At 71.5% G+C, this 17,334-nt stretch carries 21 protein-coding genes; 5 read left to right on the top strand and 16 right to left on the bottom strand.

The window, feature by feature from the left end; all coding sequences use genetic code 11:
* Positions 1-8 precede the first annotated feature (8 nt).
* The 6 genes from trpC to hisI form a co-directional block, all read right to left on the bottom strand.
* Positions 9-818 (bottom strand): indole-3-glycerol phosphate synthase TrpC, encoded by an 810-nt coding sequence (gene trpC, locus ACIA8X_RS18300; protein ID WP_393442548.1) that lies wholly within the window; start codon positions 816-818, stop codon positions 9-11.
* A gap of 136 nt (positions 819-954) precedes the next feature.
* Positions 955-1,410 (bottom strand): DUF2752 domain-containing protein, encoded by a 456-nt coding sequence (locus ACIA8X_RS18295; protein ID WP_393442546.1) that lies wholly within the window; start codon positions 1,408-1,410, stop codon positions 955-957.
* Between the two features lie 80 nt (positions 1,411-1,490).
* Positions 1,491-1,742: an HGxxPAAW family protein gene (locus ACIA8X_RS18290; protein WP_393442544.1), complete on the bottom strand. Its 252-nt coding sequence runs from the start codon at positions 1,740-1,742 to the stop codon at positions 1,491-1,493.
* A 115-nt stretch (positions 1,743-1,857) separates the two neighbouring features.
* Positions 1,858-2,499, bottom strand: a complete 642-nt coding sequence (locus tag ACIA8X_RS18285; protein ID WP_393442542.1) for a TIGR02234 family membrane protein — start codon at positions 2,497-2,499, stop codon at positions 1,858-1,860.
* 93 nt (positions 2,500-2,592) lie between these two features.
* Positions 2,593-4,080 carry an anthranilate synthase component I gene (locus tag ACIA8X_RS18280; protein ID WP_393442540.1) on the bottom strand — a complete coding sequence of 496 codons (1,488 nt, stop codon included), beginning with the start codon at positions 4,078-4,080 and terminating at the stop codon, positions 2,593-2,595.
* An 11-nt stretch (positions 4,081-4,091) separates the two neighbouring features.
* Complete coding sequence (gene hisI / locus ACIA8X_RS18275) at positions 4,092-4,511, bottom strand: phosphoribosyl-AMP cyclohydrolase (protein ID WP_393442538.1); 420 nt, start codon at positions 4,509-4,511, stop codon at positions 4,092-4,094.
* An 83-nt stretch (positions 4,512-4,594) separates the two neighbouring features.
* Here hisI and ACIA8X_RS18270 point away from each other — a divergent pair, with 83 nt between their 5' ends.
* Entirely contained in the window at positions 4,595-5,230 is a 636-nt protein-coding gene (locus tag ACIA8X_RS18270) for a TIGR03085 family metal-binding protein (RefSeq protein WP_393442536.1), read from the top strand.
* A 22-nt stretch (positions 5,231-5,252) separates the two neighbouring features.
* Here ACIA8X_RS18270 and ACIA8X_RS18265 read toward each other — a convergent pair whose 3' ends face one another.
* The 10 genes from ACIA8X_RS18265 to hisD all read right to left on the bottom strand — a co-directional run bounded on the left by ACIA8X_RS18265 (position 5,253) and on the right by hisD (position 12,912).
* Complete coding sequence (locus ACIA8X_RS18265) at positions 5,253-6,503, bottom strand: MFS transporter (RefSeq protein WP_399458670.1); 1,251 nt, start codon at positions 6,501-6,503, stop codon at positions 5,253-5,255.
* A 10-nt stretch (positions 6,504-6,513) separates the two neighbouring features.
* Complete coding sequence (locus ACIA8X_RS18260; protein WP_393442532.1) at positions 6,514-7,104, bottom strand: ArsR/SmtB family transcription factor; 591 nt, start codon at positions 7,102-7,104, stop codon at positions 6,514-6,516.
* A 113-nt stretch (positions 7,105-7,217) separates the two neighbouring features.
* A complete protein-coding gene (gene hisF, locus ACIA8X_RS18255) occupies positions 7,218-7,973 on the bottom strand; it encodes an imidazole glycerol phosphate synthase subunit HisF (RefSeq protein ID WP_393442530.1) in 756 nt (251 codons plus the stop codon).
* Entirely contained in the window at positions 7,970-8,368 is a 399-nt protein-coding gene (locus ACIA8X_RS18250; protein ID WP_393442528.1) for a RidA family protein, read from the bottom strand. The genes hisF and ACIA8X_RS18250 overlap by 4 nt, the downstream gene beginning before the upstream one ends.
* On the bottom strand, positions 8,365-9,090 hold the full coding sequence (gene priA / locus ACIA8X_RS18245) for a bifunctional 1-(5-phosphoribosyl)-5-((5-phosphoribosylamino)methylideneamino)imidazole-4-carboxamide isomerase/phosphoribosylanthranilate isomerase PriA (RefSeq protein ID WP_274238257.1): 726 nt from the start codon (positions 9,088-9,090) through the stop codon (positions 8,365-8,367). Before priA ends, ACIA8X_RS18250 begins: the two co-directional genes overlap by 4 nt.
* Positions 9,091-9,094: 4 nt before the next feature.
* Positions 9,095-9,742 (bottom strand): imidazole glycerol phosphate synthase subunit HisH, encoded by a 648-nt coding sequence (gene hisH / locus ACIA8X_RS18240; protein ID WP_393442526.1) that lies wholly within the window; start codon positions 9,740-9,742, stop codon positions 9,095-9,097.
* A complete protein-coding gene (locus ACIA8X_RS18235) occupies positions 9,733-9,897 on the bottom strand; it encodes a hypothetical protein (protein ID WP_393442524.1) in 165 nt (54 codons plus the stop codon). The genes hisH and ACIA8X_RS18235 overlap by 10 nt, the downstream gene beginning before the upstream one ends.
* Positions 9,894-10,487 carry an imidazoleglycerol-phosphate dehydratase HisB gene (gene hisB / locus ACIA8X_RS18230; RefSeq protein WP_093907054.1) on the bottom strand — a complete coding sequence of 198 codons (594 nt, stop codon included), beginning with the start codon at positions 10,485-10,487 and terminating at the stop codon, positions 9,894-9,896. Before hisB ends, ACIA8X_RS18235 begins: the two co-directional genes overlap by 4 nt.
* On the bottom strand, positions 10,484-11,590 hold the full coding sequence (locus tag ACIA8X_RS18225) for a histidinol-phosphate transaminase (protein ID WP_393442522.1): 1,107 nt from the start codon (positions 11,588-11,590) through the stop codon (positions 10,484-10,486). Before ACIA8X_RS18225 ends, hisB begins: the two co-directional genes overlap by 4 nt.
* Positions 11,587-12,912, bottom strand: coding sequence for a histidinol dehydrogenase (hisD, locus tag ACIA8X_RS18220; RefSeq protein ID WP_393442520.1), 1,326 nt, complete (start codon positions 12,910-12,912; stop codon positions 11,587-11,589). The genes ACIA8X_RS18225 and hisD overlap by 4 nt, the downstream gene beginning before the upstream one ends.
* Before the next feature lie 182 nt (positions 12,913-13,094).
* Between hisD and ACIA8X_RS18215 the strand changes: the two genes are divergently transcribed.
* From ACIA8X_RS18215 to ybaK, 4 genes are all read left to right on the top strand, one after another.
* Positions 13,095-14,687 (top strand): oxidoreductase, encoded by a 1,593-nt coding sequence (locus ACIA8X_RS18215; protein ID WP_399458669.1) that lies wholly within the window; start codon positions 13,095-13,097, stop codon positions 14,685-14,687.
* A 160-nt stretch (positions 14,688-14,847) separates the two neighbouring features.
* A complete protein-coding gene (locus ACIA8X_RS18210) occupies positions 14,848-15,891 on the top strand; it encodes a hypothetical protein (protein WP_393442516.1) in 1,044 nt (347 codons plus the stop codon).
* A gap of 11 nt (positions 15,892-15,902) precedes the next feature.
* Positions 15,903-16,640 (top strand): LON peptidase substrate-binding domain-containing protein, encoded by a 738-nt coding sequence (locus ACIA8X_RS18205; RefSeq protein ID WP_393442514.1) that lies wholly within the window; start codon positions 15,903-15,905, stop codon positions 16,638-16,640.
* Positions 16,641-16,660: 20 nt separating this feature from the next.
* A complete protein-coding gene (ybaK, locus tag ACIA8X_RS18200; protein ID WP_393442512.1) occupies positions 16,661-17,167 on the top strand; it encodes a Cys-tRNA(Pro) deacylase in 507 nt (168 codons plus the stop codon).
* Positions 17,168-17,334: the final 167 nt, after the last annotated feature.

The following is a 17,334-nucleotide window of genomic DNA, read 5'->3' as shown; positions in this document are numbered from 1 at the left end:
TCGGGTGATCAGCTGCGGCCGTGTCGCAGTGCGGGGTGCTCGCCCGCCGCGACCAGGTCGGAGACCGCTGCCTTCGGGTCCTTCCCCGTCACCAGGGACTCGCCGACCAGGACCGCGTCGGCGCCGGCGTTGGCGTAGGCGATGAGGTCGTGGGGGCCGCGGACGCCGGATTCGGCGATCTTGACGATGTGGTCGGGGATCTCGGGGGCGACGCGCTCGAAGGTGCCGCGGTCGACCTCAAGGGTCTTGAGGTTGCGGGCGTTGACGCCGATGATCTTGGCACCCGCGTCCACGGCGCGCTCGACCTCGTCCTCGTCATGTACCTCGACCAGGGGGGTCAGGCCGATGGACACCGCGCGCTCGATCAGGGACTCCAGCGCGGACTGGTCGAGGGCCGCGACGATCAGCAGCGCGAGGTCGGCGCCGTATGCCCGGGCCTCCCACAGCTGGTACGACGTGACGATGAAGTCCTTGCGCAGGACCGGGATGTCCACGCGCGCGCGGACCGCCTCCAGGTCGGCAAGCGAGCCGCCGAAGCGGCGCTGTTCGGTGAGGACGGAGATGACGGCCGCGCCGCCCGCCTCGTAGTCCGCGGCGAGCCCGGCCGGGTCGGCGATCGCGGCCAGCGCGCCCTTGGAGGGGCTGGAGCGCTTGACCTCGCAGATGACCTTGACGCCGTCGCCCTTGAGCGCCGCGACCCCGTCCTTGGCGGCCGGAGCCTTCGCCGCGCGCTCCTTGAGCTCGTCGAGGCTGACGCGCGCCTGCCGCTCCGCGAGGTCGGCACGGACTCCGTCGATGATCTCGTCGAGCACACTCACGCGAGCGGCCCCCTTTCAGACGGTCGGTTATGAAAGCGGTACGAAAACCTATGGTCACTGCGATGGTATCCGCAGGAGGGCGTAGGCCTCACATCCGGTTGACGCCGGTCCCACTACCTGGACCTTCCTAAGTTGATCAAGGATGCAGCCAGCCACCGAACGGCAGGTTCCGGACAACGGTGAAGACCAGCAGCAATGCCCCCACCGCCCACAGCCGCACCGGCGAGAGATCGAGCCCCAGCGGTCGCCCGCGCGCCGCACGGACCACCCAGACGGTCCACACCACGGCGAAGAGCGCATAGCCGACGACCGCGAGCGCGTTATCCTGGAGCGCCGCCGCGAAGTCCCCGTGGACGACGGCGTGCGCGCTGCGCAGTCCGCCGCAGCCGGGGCAGTACAAGCCGGTGACCTGGAGGAGTGGGCAGGCGGGGTAGTGGCCGGGTTCGTTCGGGTCCACGGCCCCGACGTACGCGAAGGCGCCGACGACGGCCGCGAGCACCCCCGCCGGTACGGCCAGTCGGCGCACCACCGTGTCGGCGCCGGACCGGGTCACCGTCGGGCTTTGGGGGTTGTCGGCGTTCACCTCATGCATTGTGCCCCCCGCACACGCGTGAGGGGCGTCCCCTGGCACCCATCGGCGCCGGGTCGCCCCTCAGCGAAGTCGTACGGGTCTCAGCTCTTGACGCTCGCCGTCTCGGCCTCGTGCGACATGAGCAGCGCCTTGTGAGCGTCCTTGGGCTGGCCCATGCCCATCGAGCTCATGATCCAGCCGACGACGCCGCCGAGGACCACGACGGCCAGGCCGGCCCAGAAGCCCGCGGGCTGGGCCAACACCATGAAGGCGCCCGAGACGCAGAAACCGATGAAGGCGATCGTGACACCGGTCCAGGCGGCCGGGGTGTGACCGTGGCTGCTGCCCGCCATTGCTTGCTCCTCGTTGCTGTGTACGTGTTGTACGTGGGTGAGCCGGTCGCTCGCCGTCATTGTCCCGCACGCGTGCGCGTGCGGTGATCTCGGGGTCACGACGCGGCGGCCCGGGCTATGTCCCGGTCGGATCCTCGCCCCGGTCCAGGGCCTTCCAGAGTTCCTCGGGCCGGTCGGGGTCGGCGGCCGGGGCCTTGCGGCGCTGACGGGGTACGCCGCCGCGCTCGTAGCGGCCGGACATGCCGGGCCACAGGCGGCCGTAGCGCAGGGCCAGGAGTCCGGCGAGCAGGATCAGGACGCCGCCGACGGCCGCGACGTACGGCCAGGCGGTGTGGGTGAGGGCCTGGACGGTGGCCGAGGTGTCGCCGGACGCCTGCGCGGCCTTCTCGTCGAGCGCGGAGCTGTCGGAGGCGCCGAGCAGGGCCGCCGCGACGGTACCGGCGCCGGAGAGCGCCAGCAGGGCGGCGACCATGAAGCGGCCGGCCCGGCGGACGGCGAAGACGGCGACGAGCGCGGCGAGCCCCACTATCGCCAGGGCCGCGGGGACGCCCGTGACGTCGCTGCCCTTGGCGATCAGGGGGAACGGGCCGCCGGCCACCGTCACGGTGCCCTCCGACCAGCGCTGCCGGGTCGACAGCAGCGCGACGGCCGCGCCGAGCGCCCCGCACAGCAGGGCGACGGCGAGGCTCATACGGCCGGCCCGGGCGGAACCGGGGGCTTCGGAACGGGGGTGAGGAACAGCAGTCACGTACTCCACTATCACCCGAACCCCGAGCGAACAGTCACCCGGGGTTCCGGTGAGAGGGCCACCCGGGTTCAGCCCGGGCCACTTCGGCCGGTCCCCCGGCGGTCAGCCGAGCCGGTTCGCCGTGTGCACCGCGCGCAGTACCGCCGCCGCCTTGTTCCGGCACTCGGTGTCCTCGGCGACGGGGTCCGAGTCGGCGACGATGCCAGCGCCGGCCTGGACGTACGCCGTTCCGTCCCGCAGCAGGGCCGTACGGATCGCGATGGCCGTGTCGGAGTCGCCCGCGAAGTCGAGGTAGCCGACGCAGCCGCCGTACAACCCCCGCCTGGACGGCTCCAGTTCGTCGATGATCTGCATCGCGCGGGGCTTGGGGGCGCCGGAGAGCGTGCCGGCCGGGAAGCAGGCCGTCAGGACGTCGAAGGCCGTGCGGCCCTGTGCGACCCGTCCGGTCACCGTCGAGACGATGTGCATCACGTGCGAGTACCGCTCGATGGACATGAAGTCGACGACCTCGACGGAGCCCGGCTCGCAGACCCGCCCCAGGTCGTTGCGGCCGAGGTCGACCAGCATGAGGTGCTCGGCGCGTTCCTTCGGGTCGGCGAGCAGTTCGTCGGCGAGGGCCTGGTCCTCCTGCGGGGTCGCCCCGCGCCACCGCGTGCCGGCGATGGGGTGGACCATCGCCTGCCCGTCCTCGACCTTCACCAGGGCCTCGGGCGACGAGCCGACGACGTCGAAGCCGTCGAAGCGGAACAGGTACATGTACGGCGACGGGTTCGTCGCCCGCAGCACCCGGTAGACGTCCAACGCGCTTGCCGTGCACGGCGTTTCGAAGCGCTGGGAGGGGACGACCTGGAAGGCCTCGCCGGCCCGGATGCGCTCCTTGATGTCCTCGACGGCCTCCTGGAAGTCCTCGCCGCCCCACAGGGCGGTGTACTCCGGGAGCTCCGAGGGCGGCAGCACGGCCGGGGGCTGGGCGACCGGGCGCGAGAGGTCGGCCTCCATGGCGTCCAGGCGGGCGACCGCGTCGGCGTAGGACTCGTCGACGCCCGTGTCGAGGTCGTTGTGGTTGATCGCGTTGGCGATCAGCAGGACCGAGCCCTCCCAGTGGTCCATGACGGCGAGGTCACTGGTGAGCAGCATGGTCAGCTCGGGCAGCTGGAGGTCGTCCCGCTCGCCGGGGCCGATCTTCTCCAGGCGGCGCACGATGTCGTAGCCGAGGTAGCCGACCATGCCGCCGGTGAAGGGCGGCAGGCCGAGGTCGTGGGCAAGGTCACGGGGGGTGTGCAGGGCCTCGATGGTGGCGCGCAGGGCGGCGAGCGGGTCGCCCTCGACGGGGACGCCGACGGGCGGGGTGCCGAGCCAGTGGGCCTGTCCGTCGCGCTCGGTGAGGGTGGCCGCGGAGCGCACGCCCACGAACGAGTAGCGGGACCAGGACCTGCCGTTCTCCGCGGATTCCAGCAGGAACGTGCCGGGGCGCTCGGCGGCGAGCTTGCGGTAGAGGGCGACCGGGGTGTCGCCGTCGGCGAGGAGCTTGCGGGTGACCGGAATGACGCGGCGGTCGGTGGCCAGCTTGCGGAACGTCTCTAGGTCCATGGCGGCTGACCTTACTGATCCGAGGCCGGTGCGCCGGAATCGGTGTCGGCGCCGCGGCCGTCACCGTCCTTGAGCAGCACATCCGCGTCGAAGCAGGTGCGCGCGCCCGTGTGGCAGGCCGCGCCGACCTGGTCGACCCTGACGAGCAGGGTGTCGGCGTCGCAGTCGAGGGCGACGGACTTGACCCACTGGAAGTGGCCGGAGGTGTCGCCCTTGACCCAGTACTCCCGGCGGCTGCGCGACCAGTAGGTGCAGCGGCCGGTGGTGAGCGTGCGATGCAGCGCCTCGTCGTCCATCCAGCCGAGCATCAGCACCTCTCCGGTGTCGTACTGCTGGGCGATGGCGGGCAGGAGTCCGTCCGCGCTGCGCTTGAGGCGCGCGGCGACCTCGGGGTCCAGCCGGCTGGGCTGACGGGGCGTACTGGTGGTCATGCATGCCATTGTGCCGCCTGCCACTGACAGTGACGGTTCGGTGTCCACTGGGCGGACCCTGAGGCTGGTCGTAGGCTGACTGCATGTCGACCTTCGCCCAGCGTGAACGACTTCTCCTCGCCGACCTCTTGGAGGCCGAGGGCCCTGAGGCCCCGACCCTCTGCGAGGGCTGGCAGACCCGTGATCTCGCCGCGCACGTGGTGGTGCGCGAGCGCCGCCCCGACGCCGCCGCCGGCCTGCTGATCAAGCCGCTCGCGCAGCGTCTGGACAAGGCGATGGAAGAGTTCGCGGCGAAGCCGTACGAGGAGCTGATCCAGCTCATCCGCACCGGCCCGCCGCGCTTCTCGCCCTTCCAGCTCAAGCAGATCGACGAGGCGTCCAACACGATCGAGTTCTACGTCCACACGGAGGACGTCCGCCGTGCCCAGCCGGACTGGACGCCGCGCGAACTCGACCGGGTCTTCCAGGACGCCCTGTGGTCCCGTCTGGAGCGCTCCGCGCGTCTGGTGGGCCGCAGCGCCCCGACGGGCCTGGTGCTGCGCCGCCCCGACGGCCAGACGGCGGTCGCCCACCGGGGCACGCCGGTCGTCACGGTGACCGGCGAGCCGTCGGAACTGCTGCTGTTCGCCTACGGCCGGCAGAGCGCCGCCAAGGTCGAGCTGGACGGCGAGAAGGACGCGATCGCCAGGCTGCACGAGGGGAAGCAGCTCGGGATCTGAGGATCGGCCGGCAGCTTGGGGCTCAGCGGGGCAGTTCGGCCCTGCGCAGGTCCCGCGTACACAGGCCGACCACTCCGGCGAGCCCGCAGACGGCCGCGCTGGCGACGAAGACCGGGCCCGTGCCCCACAGGCCGATCGCGGCACCGGTCAGCGGGAAGGTGAGCGGGGCGACGCCGAGGCTGAAGAAGGTCGACACGGACGTGACCCGGCCGACGTAGGCCCGGTCGGACTCGGCCTGCAGCAGTGCCCCGCACAGGACGCCGTTCAGCCCCGCGATGAGCCCGATGGACAGGGCAACGGCGACGGCGACCGCGAGGTGCGGCATGAAGGCCAGGGCGCCGATCGCGACGGCGCCGGACACCCCGGACACGGACAGCACGAGCCCCGCGCGCGGGACGCGCCCACGGGCGGTGAGCAGCAGCGAGGCCGCCCCCGCGCCCGTACCGAACCCGGCGAGTACCCATCCGATGCCACCGGCGCCCCAGCCGCGCTCCTCGGCGAGCAGGGCCAGGCCCACGTTGAGGGGGCCGACGAAGCCGAGGTCGCTGAGCGCGATGACGACGATCAGCGGCAGCAGGACGCGGTGGCCGCGTAGGTAGCGCAGGCCGCCGGTCAGGTCGCTCCAGGCGCTGCCACGCGCGCGTGTGTCGTCCGCGGGCTGCTTTCCCACCCGTAGGGCGATCAGGAGCGGCAGGGAGGCCGCGAACAGCAGCCCGGCCAGACCGAACGCCGCCGCGGTGCCCCCGAGGGCCACGCCGAGGCCGCCGAGCGGGGCGCCGACGACGTTGGCCAGCCGGACGGCGAGTCCGCGCATGCCGTGCACCCGGGCGAGCTGTCCGCGGCCGGTGATCCGGGTCGGCAACGCGCCCAGGGCGGGCATCATGACGGCGTCGACGGCCCCGAAGAGCAGTGCCAGCGCGGCCAGCGGCCACAGGGCCGGGCTGCCCACGAGCAGCAGTGCGGCGACCGCCAGGACAGCCGCGCACCGCACCGCGTCGCTGCTGATCAGCACCCTGCGCGGGCCGAAGCGGTCGGCGATGACTCCCCCGCCCAACATCAGCAGGGCCCGCGGTAACGCGCTGAGCGCGGTCACCAGACCCGCCTGAGCGGGCGTTCCGGCCTGGACGGCGGCCCAGGACAGGGCGAGGTAGTACACGTTGTCGCCCACGGCCGACGAGGCGTAGGCCCCGAGCCAGCGCAGCACGTTGGGGTCACGGTGGGCGGGGCACTCCGCCACGGCGGTGTTCGCGGAGCCGGTCTGCGTCGACGGCACGTCGGTCCTCTCAGGTCCGGAACGGGAAGGCGTACGTGTGCACCGCGACGCTCTCGCGGCCCTCGATGTCACCGGCGGCCTCAGCGGCCTGTCCCTGCGCGTCGTACCGGCGCAGGAGGGTCAGCAACTCCTTGTTCAGCTCGGTGAGTTCGTCCGCGGTGAGGCGCAGGTGGGACTCGGAGGACTCGGCGGCCCGGTTCCACTCGGGGCCCCAGTGGGCGCGCTCGTCGAGCCAGCGCCGGTACATCCCGGTGCGCTGCTCGGCGAAGAGCCGGCTCGCCGCCGTGTGCGCGGCCGCCTTCTCGGGGGCGTCGCGAAAGTCCTCCTCGCGGATGCGCACACCGTCCGAGGCGGGCTGCCACCAGCGCTCACGGCCGTCGGCACTCTGCGGCTCGGCCTCCTCGATGAGCCCGTGCTCGGCGAGCTTGCGCAGGTGGTAGCTGACCAGGGAGACCGCCTCGTCGACCTGCTCGGCGAGCTGTGATGCGGTGGCGACCCGGGCGATCGTCAGCCCGCGGAGAAGGTTCATGCGCAGCGGATGGGCGAGCGCCTTGAGGGTGCCCAGGTCCGTGATCCGGCGGTCTCTTTCCTTGCCTGTCATGCCCTCACCGTAGATGCGAAAGAAAAATTGCACAATTGATTTTGCGCAACTTTCCTTTCGCATCTGCTCATGAGAAAGCCCCGGCCACTTGGTGACCGGGGCTCAGATCGGCGTCACCTGACGGGGTGTCCGGCCCCCCGCAACGCGTCCTTCACCTCACCGATCCGCAGATCCCCGAAGTGGAACACCGACGCGGCGAGCACCGCGTCCGCCCCCGCCTCCACGGCCGGCGGGAAGTCGGCGAGCTTGCCGGCGCCGCCGGACGCGATCACCGGAACCGTCACGTGCTTGCGTACGGCCCGGATCATCTCCAGGTCGTAGCCGTCCTTCGTGCCGTCCGCGTCCATCGAGTTGAGCAGGATCTCGCCCGCGCCCAGCTCGGCGGCGCGGTGCGCCCACTCGACGGCGTCGATGCCGGTGCCCTTGCGACCGCCGTGCGTGGTCACCTCGAAGGACCCGCCCTCCGTGCGCCGCGCGTCCACCGACAGCACCAGCACCTGCCGCCCGAACCGCTCGGCGATCTCGCGGATCAGGTCGGGGCGGGCGATGGCGGCGGTGTTGACGCCCACCTTGTCCGCGCCCGCGCGCAGCAGCTTGTCCACGTCCTCGGCCGTGCGGACGCCGCCGCCGACCGTCAGCGGGATGAACACCTGCTCGGCGGTGCGGCGCACCACGTCGTACGTCGTCTCGCGGTTGCCCGACGAGGCGGTGATGTCCAGGAACGTCAGCTCGTCGGCGCCCTCGGCGTCGTACACCTTGGCCATCTCGACGGGGTCGCCCGCGTCGCGCAGGTTCTGGAAGTTGACGCCCTTGACGACCCGGCCGTTGTCCACGTCCAGGCAGGGGATGACTCGTACGGCCAGGGTCATGACTCGGGTGCCTCTCGGTACGCCTCCACCTCGACCTCGACGACCAGGCTGGGGTCCACGAAGCCGGAGACGATGATCATGGATGTGGCGGGCCGGACGGAGTCGAACAGCTCCTTGTGAGCGCGTCCGACCTCGTCCACGTCCCGGGCGTGAGTGATGTACATGCGCGTACGTACGACATCGTCGCGGCCGAGGCCCAGCTGCTCCAACGCCGCGAACGCGACGTTGAAGGCGTTGACCGTCTGCTCGTGCGGACCGCCGCCGGCGATCTGACCGTCCACTATGGACGTGCAGCCGGAGACCAGCACGAGGCCGTTCGGCAGTTCGACCGCCCGGGAGTAGCCGAAGGCGTCCTCCCAGGGAGCGCCCGTCGTGACGCGTCGTACGTCGCTCACTCGGCTACCGCCTCCAGGGCCTCTTCCAGGGTGAACGCCTTCGCGTACAGGGCCTTCCCGACGATGGAGCCCTCGACACCGAGGGGCACCAGCTCGGCGATGGCGCGCAGGTCGTCCAGCGACGACACGCCGCCGGAGGCCACGACCGGGCGGTCCGTCGCGGCGCAGACGTTCTTCAGCAGTTCCAGGTTCGGGCCCTGGAGCGTGCCGTCCTTGGCGATGTCGGTGACGACGTAGCGCGCGCAGCCCTCGCTGTTGAGGCGCTCCAGCGTCTCGTAGAGGTCGCCGCCGTCGCGGGTCCAGCCGCGGCCGCGCAGGGTCGTGCCGCGTACGTCCAGGCCCACCGCGATCTTGTCGCCGTGCTCGGCGATGACCTTGGCGACCCACTCGGGGGTCTCCAGGGCGGCCGTACCGAGGTTCACGCGCGTGCAGCCGGTGGCGAGCGCGGCGGCCAGCGAGGCGTCGTCGCGGATGCCGCCGGACAGCTCGACCTTGATGTCCATCGCCTTCGCGACCTCGGCGATCAGCTCACGGTTGTCGCCGGTGCCGAAGGCCGCGTCGAGGTCGACCAGGTGCAGCCACTCGGCGCCGGAGCGCTGCCACGCCAGGGCGGCCTCCAGCGGGGAGCCGTAGGACGTCTCGGTGCCGGACTCGCCGTGCACGAGGCGGACGGCCTGGCCGTCACGGACGTCGACGGCGGGGAGGAGTTCGAGCTTGGCCATGTCTCTACAGGGTTCCGATCCAGTTGGTGAGCAGCTGCGCTCCGGCGTCGCCGGACTTCTCGGGGTGGAACTGGGTGGCCCACAGGGCGCCGTTCTCCACGGCGGCCACGAAGGGCTTGCCGTGCGTCGACCAGGTGACCAGCGGGGCTCTCATCACCGGGTTCTCGGTCTCCAGGGTCCAGTCGTGGACGGCGTAGGAGTGCACGAAGTAGAAGCGCGCGTCCGCGTCCAGGCCGGCGAACAGCTGGGAGCCGGCCGCCGCGTCCACGGTGTTCCAGCCCATGTGGGGCACGATCTCGGCCTGCAACGGCTCCACCGAGCCCGGCCACTCGCCGAGACCCTCGGTCTCGACGCCGTGCTCGATGCCGCGTGCGAAGAGGATCTGCATACCGACGCAGATGCCCATCACGGGGCGCCCGCCGGACAGCCGTCGCTCGACGATCCAGTCGCCGCGTGCCTCCTTCAGGCCCTGCATACAGGCCGCGAAGGCGCCGACGCCCGGCACCAGCAGCCCGTCGGCGTTCATGGCCCTGTCGAAGTCACGGGTGATCTCGACGTCGGCTCCCGCGCGCGCGAGGGCGCGTTCGGCGGAACGGACGTTGCCGAAGCCGTAGTCGAAGACCACGACCTTCTTGGAGTCGGTCAATTCCACACCTCCAGCCTCAGGACGCCCGCGACCAGACACATCGTGGCGCCTATCGACAGCAACACGATGAGGCTCTTCGGCATCTGCTGCTTGACGAAGGAGTAGATGCCGCCGGCCAGGAAGAGGCCGACGACGATCAGCAGGGTCGACAGGCCGGTCACAGGGCGCCCTTCGTCGAGGGGAGGATGCCGGCCGCGCGCGGGTCGCGCTCCGAGGCGTAGCGCAGGGCCCGCGCCAGCGCCTTGAACTGGCACTCCACGATGTGGTGCGCGTTGCGCCCGTACGGCACGTGCACGTGCAGCGCGACCTGGGCCTGGGCGACGAAGGACTCCAGGATGTGCCGGGTCATGGTCGTGTCGTACTCGCCGATCATCGGCGCCATGTTCTCGGGCTCGGTGTGCACGAGGTACGGGCGGCCGGAGAGGTCGACGGTGACCTGGGCGAGGGACTCGTCCAGCGGGACCGTGCAGTTGCCGAAGCGGTAGATCCCCACCTTGTCGCCGAGGGCCTGCTTGAAGGCGGCGCCCAGCGCGAGGGCGGTGTCCTCGATGGTGTGGTGGGAGTCGATGTGCAGGTCGCCCTCGGTCTTCACGGTCAGGTCGAACAGACCGTGCCGGCCGAGCTGGTCGAGCATGTGGTCGTAGAAGCCGACGCCTGTCGACACATCGACCTTCCCGGACCCGTCGAGATCGATCTCGACGAGGACCGAGGTCTCCTTCGTCACCCGCTCTATGCGGCCTACGCGGTTCATGTGGTCTGCTCCTTCTTCAGTGCACGTACCGCGTCGAGGAACGCGTCGTTCTCTTCGGGGGTTCCGGCGCTGACCCGCAGCCACCCCGGAATGCCGTTGTCCCTGACCAGGACACCCCGGTCGAGGATCTTCCGCCAGGCGGTGTGCGAGTCCTCGAACCTGCCGAACTGCACGAAGTTCGCGTCGGACTCGACGACGTCGTAGCCGATCGCGCGCAGCTCGCTCACCAGCCGGTCCCGCTCGGCCTTCAGCTGCTCGACGTACTTCAGCAGCGTGTCGGTGTGCTCCAGGGCGGCCAGGGCGGTCGCCTGGGTGACGGCCGACAGGTGGTACGGCAGCCGTACGAGCTGGACGGCGTCCACCACAGCCGGGTCCGCGGCGAGATAGCCGAGGCGCAGGCCGGCCGCGCCGAAGGCCTTCGACATCGTCCGGGAGACGACGAGATTCGGCCGACCTTCGAGCAGCGGCAGCAGCGAGTCGCCGTGGCTGAACTCGATGTAGGCCTCGTCGACCACGACCATCGAGGGCTTGGCGGCCTGCGCGGCCTCGTACAGCGCGAGGACCGTCTCGGGCGGAACCGCGTTGCCCGTGGGGTTGTTGGGCGTGGTGATGAACACGACGTCGGGCCGGTTCTCGGCGATGGCCTTCTCGGCGGCCGCGAGGTCGATCGTGAAGTCCTCGTTGCGCGGGCCGGAGATCCAGCCCGTGCCGGTGCCGCGCGAGATGAGGCCGTGCATCGAGTACGACGGCTCGAAACCGATGGCCGTACGGCCCGGTCCGCCGAAGGTCTGCAGCAGCTGCTGGATGACCTCGTTGGAGCCGTTGGCCGCCCAGACGTTGGCGAGGCCCACCTCGTGGCCGGACGTGTCCGTCAGGTACTTGGCGAGCTGGGTGCGCAGCTCGACCGCGTCCCGGTCCGGGTAGCGGTTGAGGTTGCGGGCCACCGCACGGACGCGCTCGGCGATCCGCTCGACCAGCGGCTCGGGCAGCGGGTAGGGGTTCTCATTGGTGTTCAGCCGTACGGGGACGTCCAACTGGGGCGCGCCGTAGGGGGACTTGCCGCGCAGCTCGTCCCGTACGGGGAGATCGTCGATGCCTGTCACTTGCCTTCTGGAACCTTCCAACCGAACCGAGCCTTGATCGCCGCGCCGTGCGCCGGCAGATCCTCCGCCTCCGCCAGCGTGACCACGTGATGCGCGACCTCGGCCAGCGCGTCCTTCGTGTAGTCGACGATGTGGATGCCGCGCAGGAAGGACTGGACCGACAGGCCCGAGGAGTGGCAGGCGCAGCCACCGGTGGGCAGCACGTGGTTGGAGCCGGCGGCGTAGTCGCCGAGCGAGACCGGCGCCCAGGGGCCGATGAAGATCGCGCCGGCATTGCGCACCCGGTCGGCCACGGCGGCCGCGTCGGCCGTCTGGATCTCCAGGTGCTCGGCGCCGTACGCGTCGACGACCTTGAGACCCTCGTCGACGCCGTCGACCAGGACGATCGCGGACTGCCGGCCCTTCAGGGCGGGCACGATCCGGTCCTCGATGTGCTTGGTGGCCGCGACCTGCGGCTCCAGCTCCTTCTCCACCGCGTCCGCGAGCTCCACGGAGTCGGTGACGAGGACGGCGGCGGCGAGCGGGTCGTGCTCGGCCTGGCTGATCAGGTCGGAGGCGACGTGCACCGGGTCGGCGGTGGCGTCGGCGAGGACCGCGATCTCGGTCGGGCCCGCCTCGGCGTCGATGCCGATCTTGCCGGTGAAGTAGCGCTTGGCGGCGGCGACCCAGATGTTGCCGGGGCCGGTGACCATGTTGGCGGGCGGGCAGGACTCGGTGCCGTGCGCGAACATCGCGACGGCCGTCGCACCGCCGGCCGCGTAGACCTCGTCGACGCCCAGCAGCGCGCACGCGGCAAGGATCGTCGGGTGCGGGAGGCCACCGAACTCGGCCTGCGCGGGCGAGGCGAGGGCGATCGACTCGACGCCGGCCTCCTGAGCGGGCACCACGTTCATGATCACGGAGGACGGGTAGACGGACCGCCCGCCGGGCGCGTACAGCCCGACGCGGTCGACCGGCACCCACTTCTCGGTCACGGAGCCGCCCGGCACGACCTGGGTCGTGTGCGTCGTACGGCGCTGCTCGCGGTGGACGAGACGGGCGCGGCGGATGGACTCCTCCAGGGCCGCGCGCACGGCCGGGTCGAGCTCCGCGAGGGCCTTTTCGAGTGCCTCGGCGGGCACCCGCACCTGGTCCAGCCTGACCCCGTCGAACTTCTCCGCGAAGTCGATCAGCGCCGCGTCGCCCCGATGATGCACGGCCTCGCAGATCGGACGCACCTTCTCCAGGGCGGCCGAGACGTCGAAGTCGGCTCGGGGCAGCAGGTCGCGCAGGGCGGGGCCCTCGGGGAGGGCGTCGCCGCGCAGATCGATTCGGGAGATCACGGGCTCAATTCTCTCAGACCCGGGTTCGGCGTCGTTCGCGCGTATCAATGGCTGATACAGATCGTCGCAGGAACCTGGAAGATCACCTTCACGTCTAGCGTTCGGGGGGTCACTCAGCGGGCATGAACAGTTGTACGAACCCGTGAGTAGCCACATGAGTAGATGAGGGGGATGGACGCGACGTGACCGAAGGTGGCGGCCTCCGCGACGGAGATCTGCCGGACGACCTGCCGGACGACCTGACCGCCGCCGAACTCGGCATGTGGCAGGCCTTCCGCAACGGCAGCGTGTACGACCTGAGCAGCGGCGACACGGTCGTCGACGATCCGCACGGCGGGCATCCCTGGGGCGAGGAGCGGACGGTACGCGCGCGTATCGTCTGCTGGCTGCTGCTGGACGGACCGCCCGCCCTCGCGGGCCGGGTGTCCTCGCTGAAGCTGGTCGGCGTGCGGATCAGCGACACGATGGACCTCGCCGGCGGCACGGTGGTGCCGTACGTCGAGCTGCGCGGCTGCCGTTTCGACCGAGAGGTCCGGCTGCCGGAGGCCCACTTCACGACCGTACGGCTGGTGGACTGCGCCGTGCCGCGCCTGGAGGCCGCCCGGGTGCACACCGAGGGCGATCTGCATCTGCCGCGCTGCCGCTTCCACAACGGCGTACGGCTCACCGACGCCCACATAGGCACGGATCTGCTGCTCAACCAGGCCATCGTCTACCGCGACCGCAGCGGCCGCTCGATCGCCGCGGACGGCATCAGCGTCGGCCAGGACCTCCAGGCCGAGATGCTGGAGTCGCACGGGGAGCTGAGCCTGCGCGGCGCCAACATCGGCGTGTCGCTCAGCCTGCGGGGCGCGCGGCTGGTCAACCCGTACACGCGGCTCGCACTGAACGCGCCCCAGCTGACCGTCGGACGCACCCTGTACCTGACTCCGGCGGGCGTCGGCAGTCCGCTGCTGAGCGGCCGTACGCCCGCGCGCGGGACGCGGATCCAGCGGTTCGAGTGCCAGGGCGGGGTACGGCTGGACGACGGGCGGTTCGGGGACGCGGTGGACCTGGAGCGGGCCCGGTTCACGTTCACCGACGAGCAGGAGCTGTCGCTGCGCCGCATCCAGACGCCCGAGCTGCGCTTCCTCGGGGAGGGGCCGGAGCGCGGCGGGGTGGTGCTGTCGGGGGCGCGGGTCGTCAACCTGATGGACCGGGCGGACGCGTGGCCCGGGCCCGGTCTGCTGCACATGGGCGGCTTCACCTACGAGAACCTCGTGCCGCGCGGCCCGTTCCCGCTGGAGCGGCGGCTGGAGTGGGTCGCCGCCGCGACCGCCGAGTACAACCCGGAGCCGTACGAACTGCTGGCCTCCGTGCTGCGGGCCGGCGGTGAGGACGAGGACGCGCGCGAGGTACTCCTCGCCAAGCAGCGCCGGCGCCGCGAGACGCTGCCGCCGGCGGCCAAGCTCGTGGGGTACGCGCAGGACTGGATGGTCGCCTACGGTTATCGGCCGGGCCGGGCCGCCGTGTGGATGGCGGTGCTGTGGGCGGCGAGTGCGGTGGCCTTCACCTACGCGGACCCACCGCCACCGCTCAAGGGCGGCGAGCATCCGGCCTGGAACCCGGCCCTGTTCGCCCTCGACCTGCTGCTGCCGGTCATCGACCTGGGCCAGGTCGGGTTCTGGCAGCTCAGCGGGGCCTGGCAGTGGCTGGCCGCCGCGATGATCCTGCTGGGCTGGATCCTGGCGACGACGGTGGCGGCGGGGGCGACGCGGTTGCTGCGGCGGAGCTGACACGGCAGTGTTTGGTGAGGTCAGTGAGGTTCCTGAGCGGAAAGTGTGCATGTCCGACAGTTGTTGAACCGTTGACCTTTACCGGTTCTTGACCCATCCGCGTACAACTTTCCACGGGTTGCCCGTTCCCTCTGGCGCGAGCGCGAGCAGCGGTCTTTCAATGGTCGACACCATGGCTCTGCTGCTCCCGTTCGGCCGCGCGTCCCGGACGCCAAGGACCGTCGAACACCTCGCCGGCGTTCTCCCCGCCGATGCCGAGGTGCTCCTCGACGCGCCCGACGACCACCTCGGTCCCGCGCTGGTGGCGGCCGGGCGGGGCGCGTACGAGCCTGCAGCCGAACTGCTCGCCGCCACACGGCTGGGGGCGCGGTGGGAGCACCGCGACGGGTACGTCCTGCGGCTGGCGGCCTTCGCGCGCTCCCGGCCGGAGTGGCTGCGGGCCTGGTGCGCGGCCGCCCCGCACGATCCCGACGCGCTGCTGGTCAAGGCCCAGCTCGCGGTGGACCACGCCTGGCAGTCACCGGCCCGGGCCGAGCTGCTGCGCGGGGTGAGCCCGCTGATCACGGCGGCCGCGCGCGCCGACGACCGCGACCCGGTGCCGTGGCGGATCGCCCTGGACCACGCGCGCGGCTCACGCGCCGGGCACACCTACTTCGGGGAACTGTGGGAGGCGGCGCTGCGCCGCGCCCCGCTCCACTACGGCTGCCATGTGGCGGCCCTGCGCTATCTGGCCTCGTCCTGGCACGGCTCGCACCGGGAGTGCTTCGACTTCGCCGACCGGGCGGCCCAGGACGCCCCCGCCGACTCCCTCGTCCAGGCTCTGCCGACCCGGGCGGCCTTCGCCTACCTGACCGACGGCTGCGGTCCGGGCGTGCCGCCCGAGCGGCTGGAGGCGGCGGCCGACCGGGCCGTCGCGCTCTCCACCCGGTTCCCGGCGGCCGACCTGTGGCCGGCCGGGATGCGCAACAAGCTGACGTACGTCCTGGCACGGCTGGACCGCTGGGAGGACGCCCTGGAGCAACTGCGCCTGATCGGCCCGTACGCCACGTCCTTCCCGTGGAGCCGGTTCTCCGACGATCCGCTGGGCCGGTTCCTGGAGGTGCGGGACGAGATCCGGGCGCGGGCGGCTGCCACGGCCTCCCTGGCGAGCGCCGGTGATCCACGAAGTGGGCGCGGCGGACGCGTTCACTCCGGCGACCACTAGGCTTTGGCGCCGTGACCGTCCGCCTTCCGCTCTTTCCCCTGAACTCGGTGCTGTTCCCGGGCCTCGTACTCCCTCTGAACGTCTTCGAGGAGCGCTACCGCGCCATGATGCGCGAGCTGCTGAAGACCCCCGAGGAGGAACCGCGCCGTTTCGCCGTCGTGGCGATCCGCGACGGCCACGAGGTGGCCCCGAGCGCGCCCGGCATGCCCGACCCGACGGCCCTGCCCGACCGCGGCCCCACCGCGGGCTTCGGCCCCGACCCGGTCAAGGCCTTCCACGGGGTGGGCTGTGTGGCGGACGCCGCGACGATCCGGGAGCGGGCCGACGGCACGTTCGAGGTGCTGGCGACGGGGACGACGCGCGTGCGGCTCCTCTCGGTCGACGCATCGGGCCCGTTCCTGACGGCGGAGCTGGAGGAGCTGCCGGATGAGCCGGGAGACGAGGCCGGAGCGCTGGCGGAGGGGGTACTCCGCGCCTTCCGCCAGTACCAGAAGCGCCTGGCGGGCGCCCGCGAACGCTCCCTGTCCACGGCGACGGAGCTGCCGGACCAGCCGTCGGTCGTCTCCTACCTGGTGGCCGCCGCGATGATGCTGGACACCCCGACGAAGCAACGCCTGCTCCAGTCCCCGGACATCGCGTCCCGCCTGCGCGACGAACTGAAACTCCTTCGCGCCGAGACGTCGATCATCCGTACGCTGCCGTCACTGCCGGCGTCGGACCTGACGCGCAGCCCGACGAGCCTGAACTGACCTCTGGGGACCCGGCCACGATGGCGAAGAAGTCAAAGAAGAACCAGCAACAGCAGGGCGGCACACCCGCAACGGTCGCTCTCACCTCCGCGGGCGTCGAGTACACGGTCCACGCCTACGACCACGACCCCGCCCACCCCTCCTACGGCGAAGAGGCGGCCGAGGCCATGGGCGTGTCACCGGACCGGGTCTTCAAGACGCTGGTGGCGGACGTGGACGGCACCCTGACGGTGGCGGTGGTCCCGGTGGCCGGCCAGCTGGACCTCAAGGCCCTGGCATCGGCGGTCGGCGGCAAGCGCGCGGCCATGGCCGACCCGGCCCTGGCGGAACGCACCACCGGCTACGTCCGCGGCGGCATCTCCCCCCTGGGCCAGCGCAAGAAACTCCCGACGGTCCTGGACGCCTCGGCCACCACCCACCCCACGATCTGCGTCTCGGCGGGCCGCCGCGGCCTGGAGGTCGAACTAGCCCCCGAGGCCCTCACCAAGCTCACGAACGCGACCCTGGCCCCCATCGGCCGTGCGTGACCTCTCGACGCCCTCGGTCTCCTCGGTTAAACACGAGAGACATGTCGAAGAAAACGCGGAAACGCAAGTGGCGCATCAAGAAGGGCCGCTCAAACCACGGACGCCGCCCGGCGTAACGCCCTCTCGACGCTGGCCCGTGCCTTTCAGCCGGTCCGGCGTCTCGACGC

Origin of the sequence: Streptomyces sp. NPDC051738 (genome assembly GCF_044453205.1) — a bacterium.
Taxonomy (GTDB): domain Bacteria; phylum Actinomycetota; class Actinomycetes; order Streptomycetales; family Streptomycetaceae; genus Streptomyces.
Note: the sequence above shows the minus strand (reverse complement) of the source record. Positions and strands in the feature narration are given on the sequence as shown.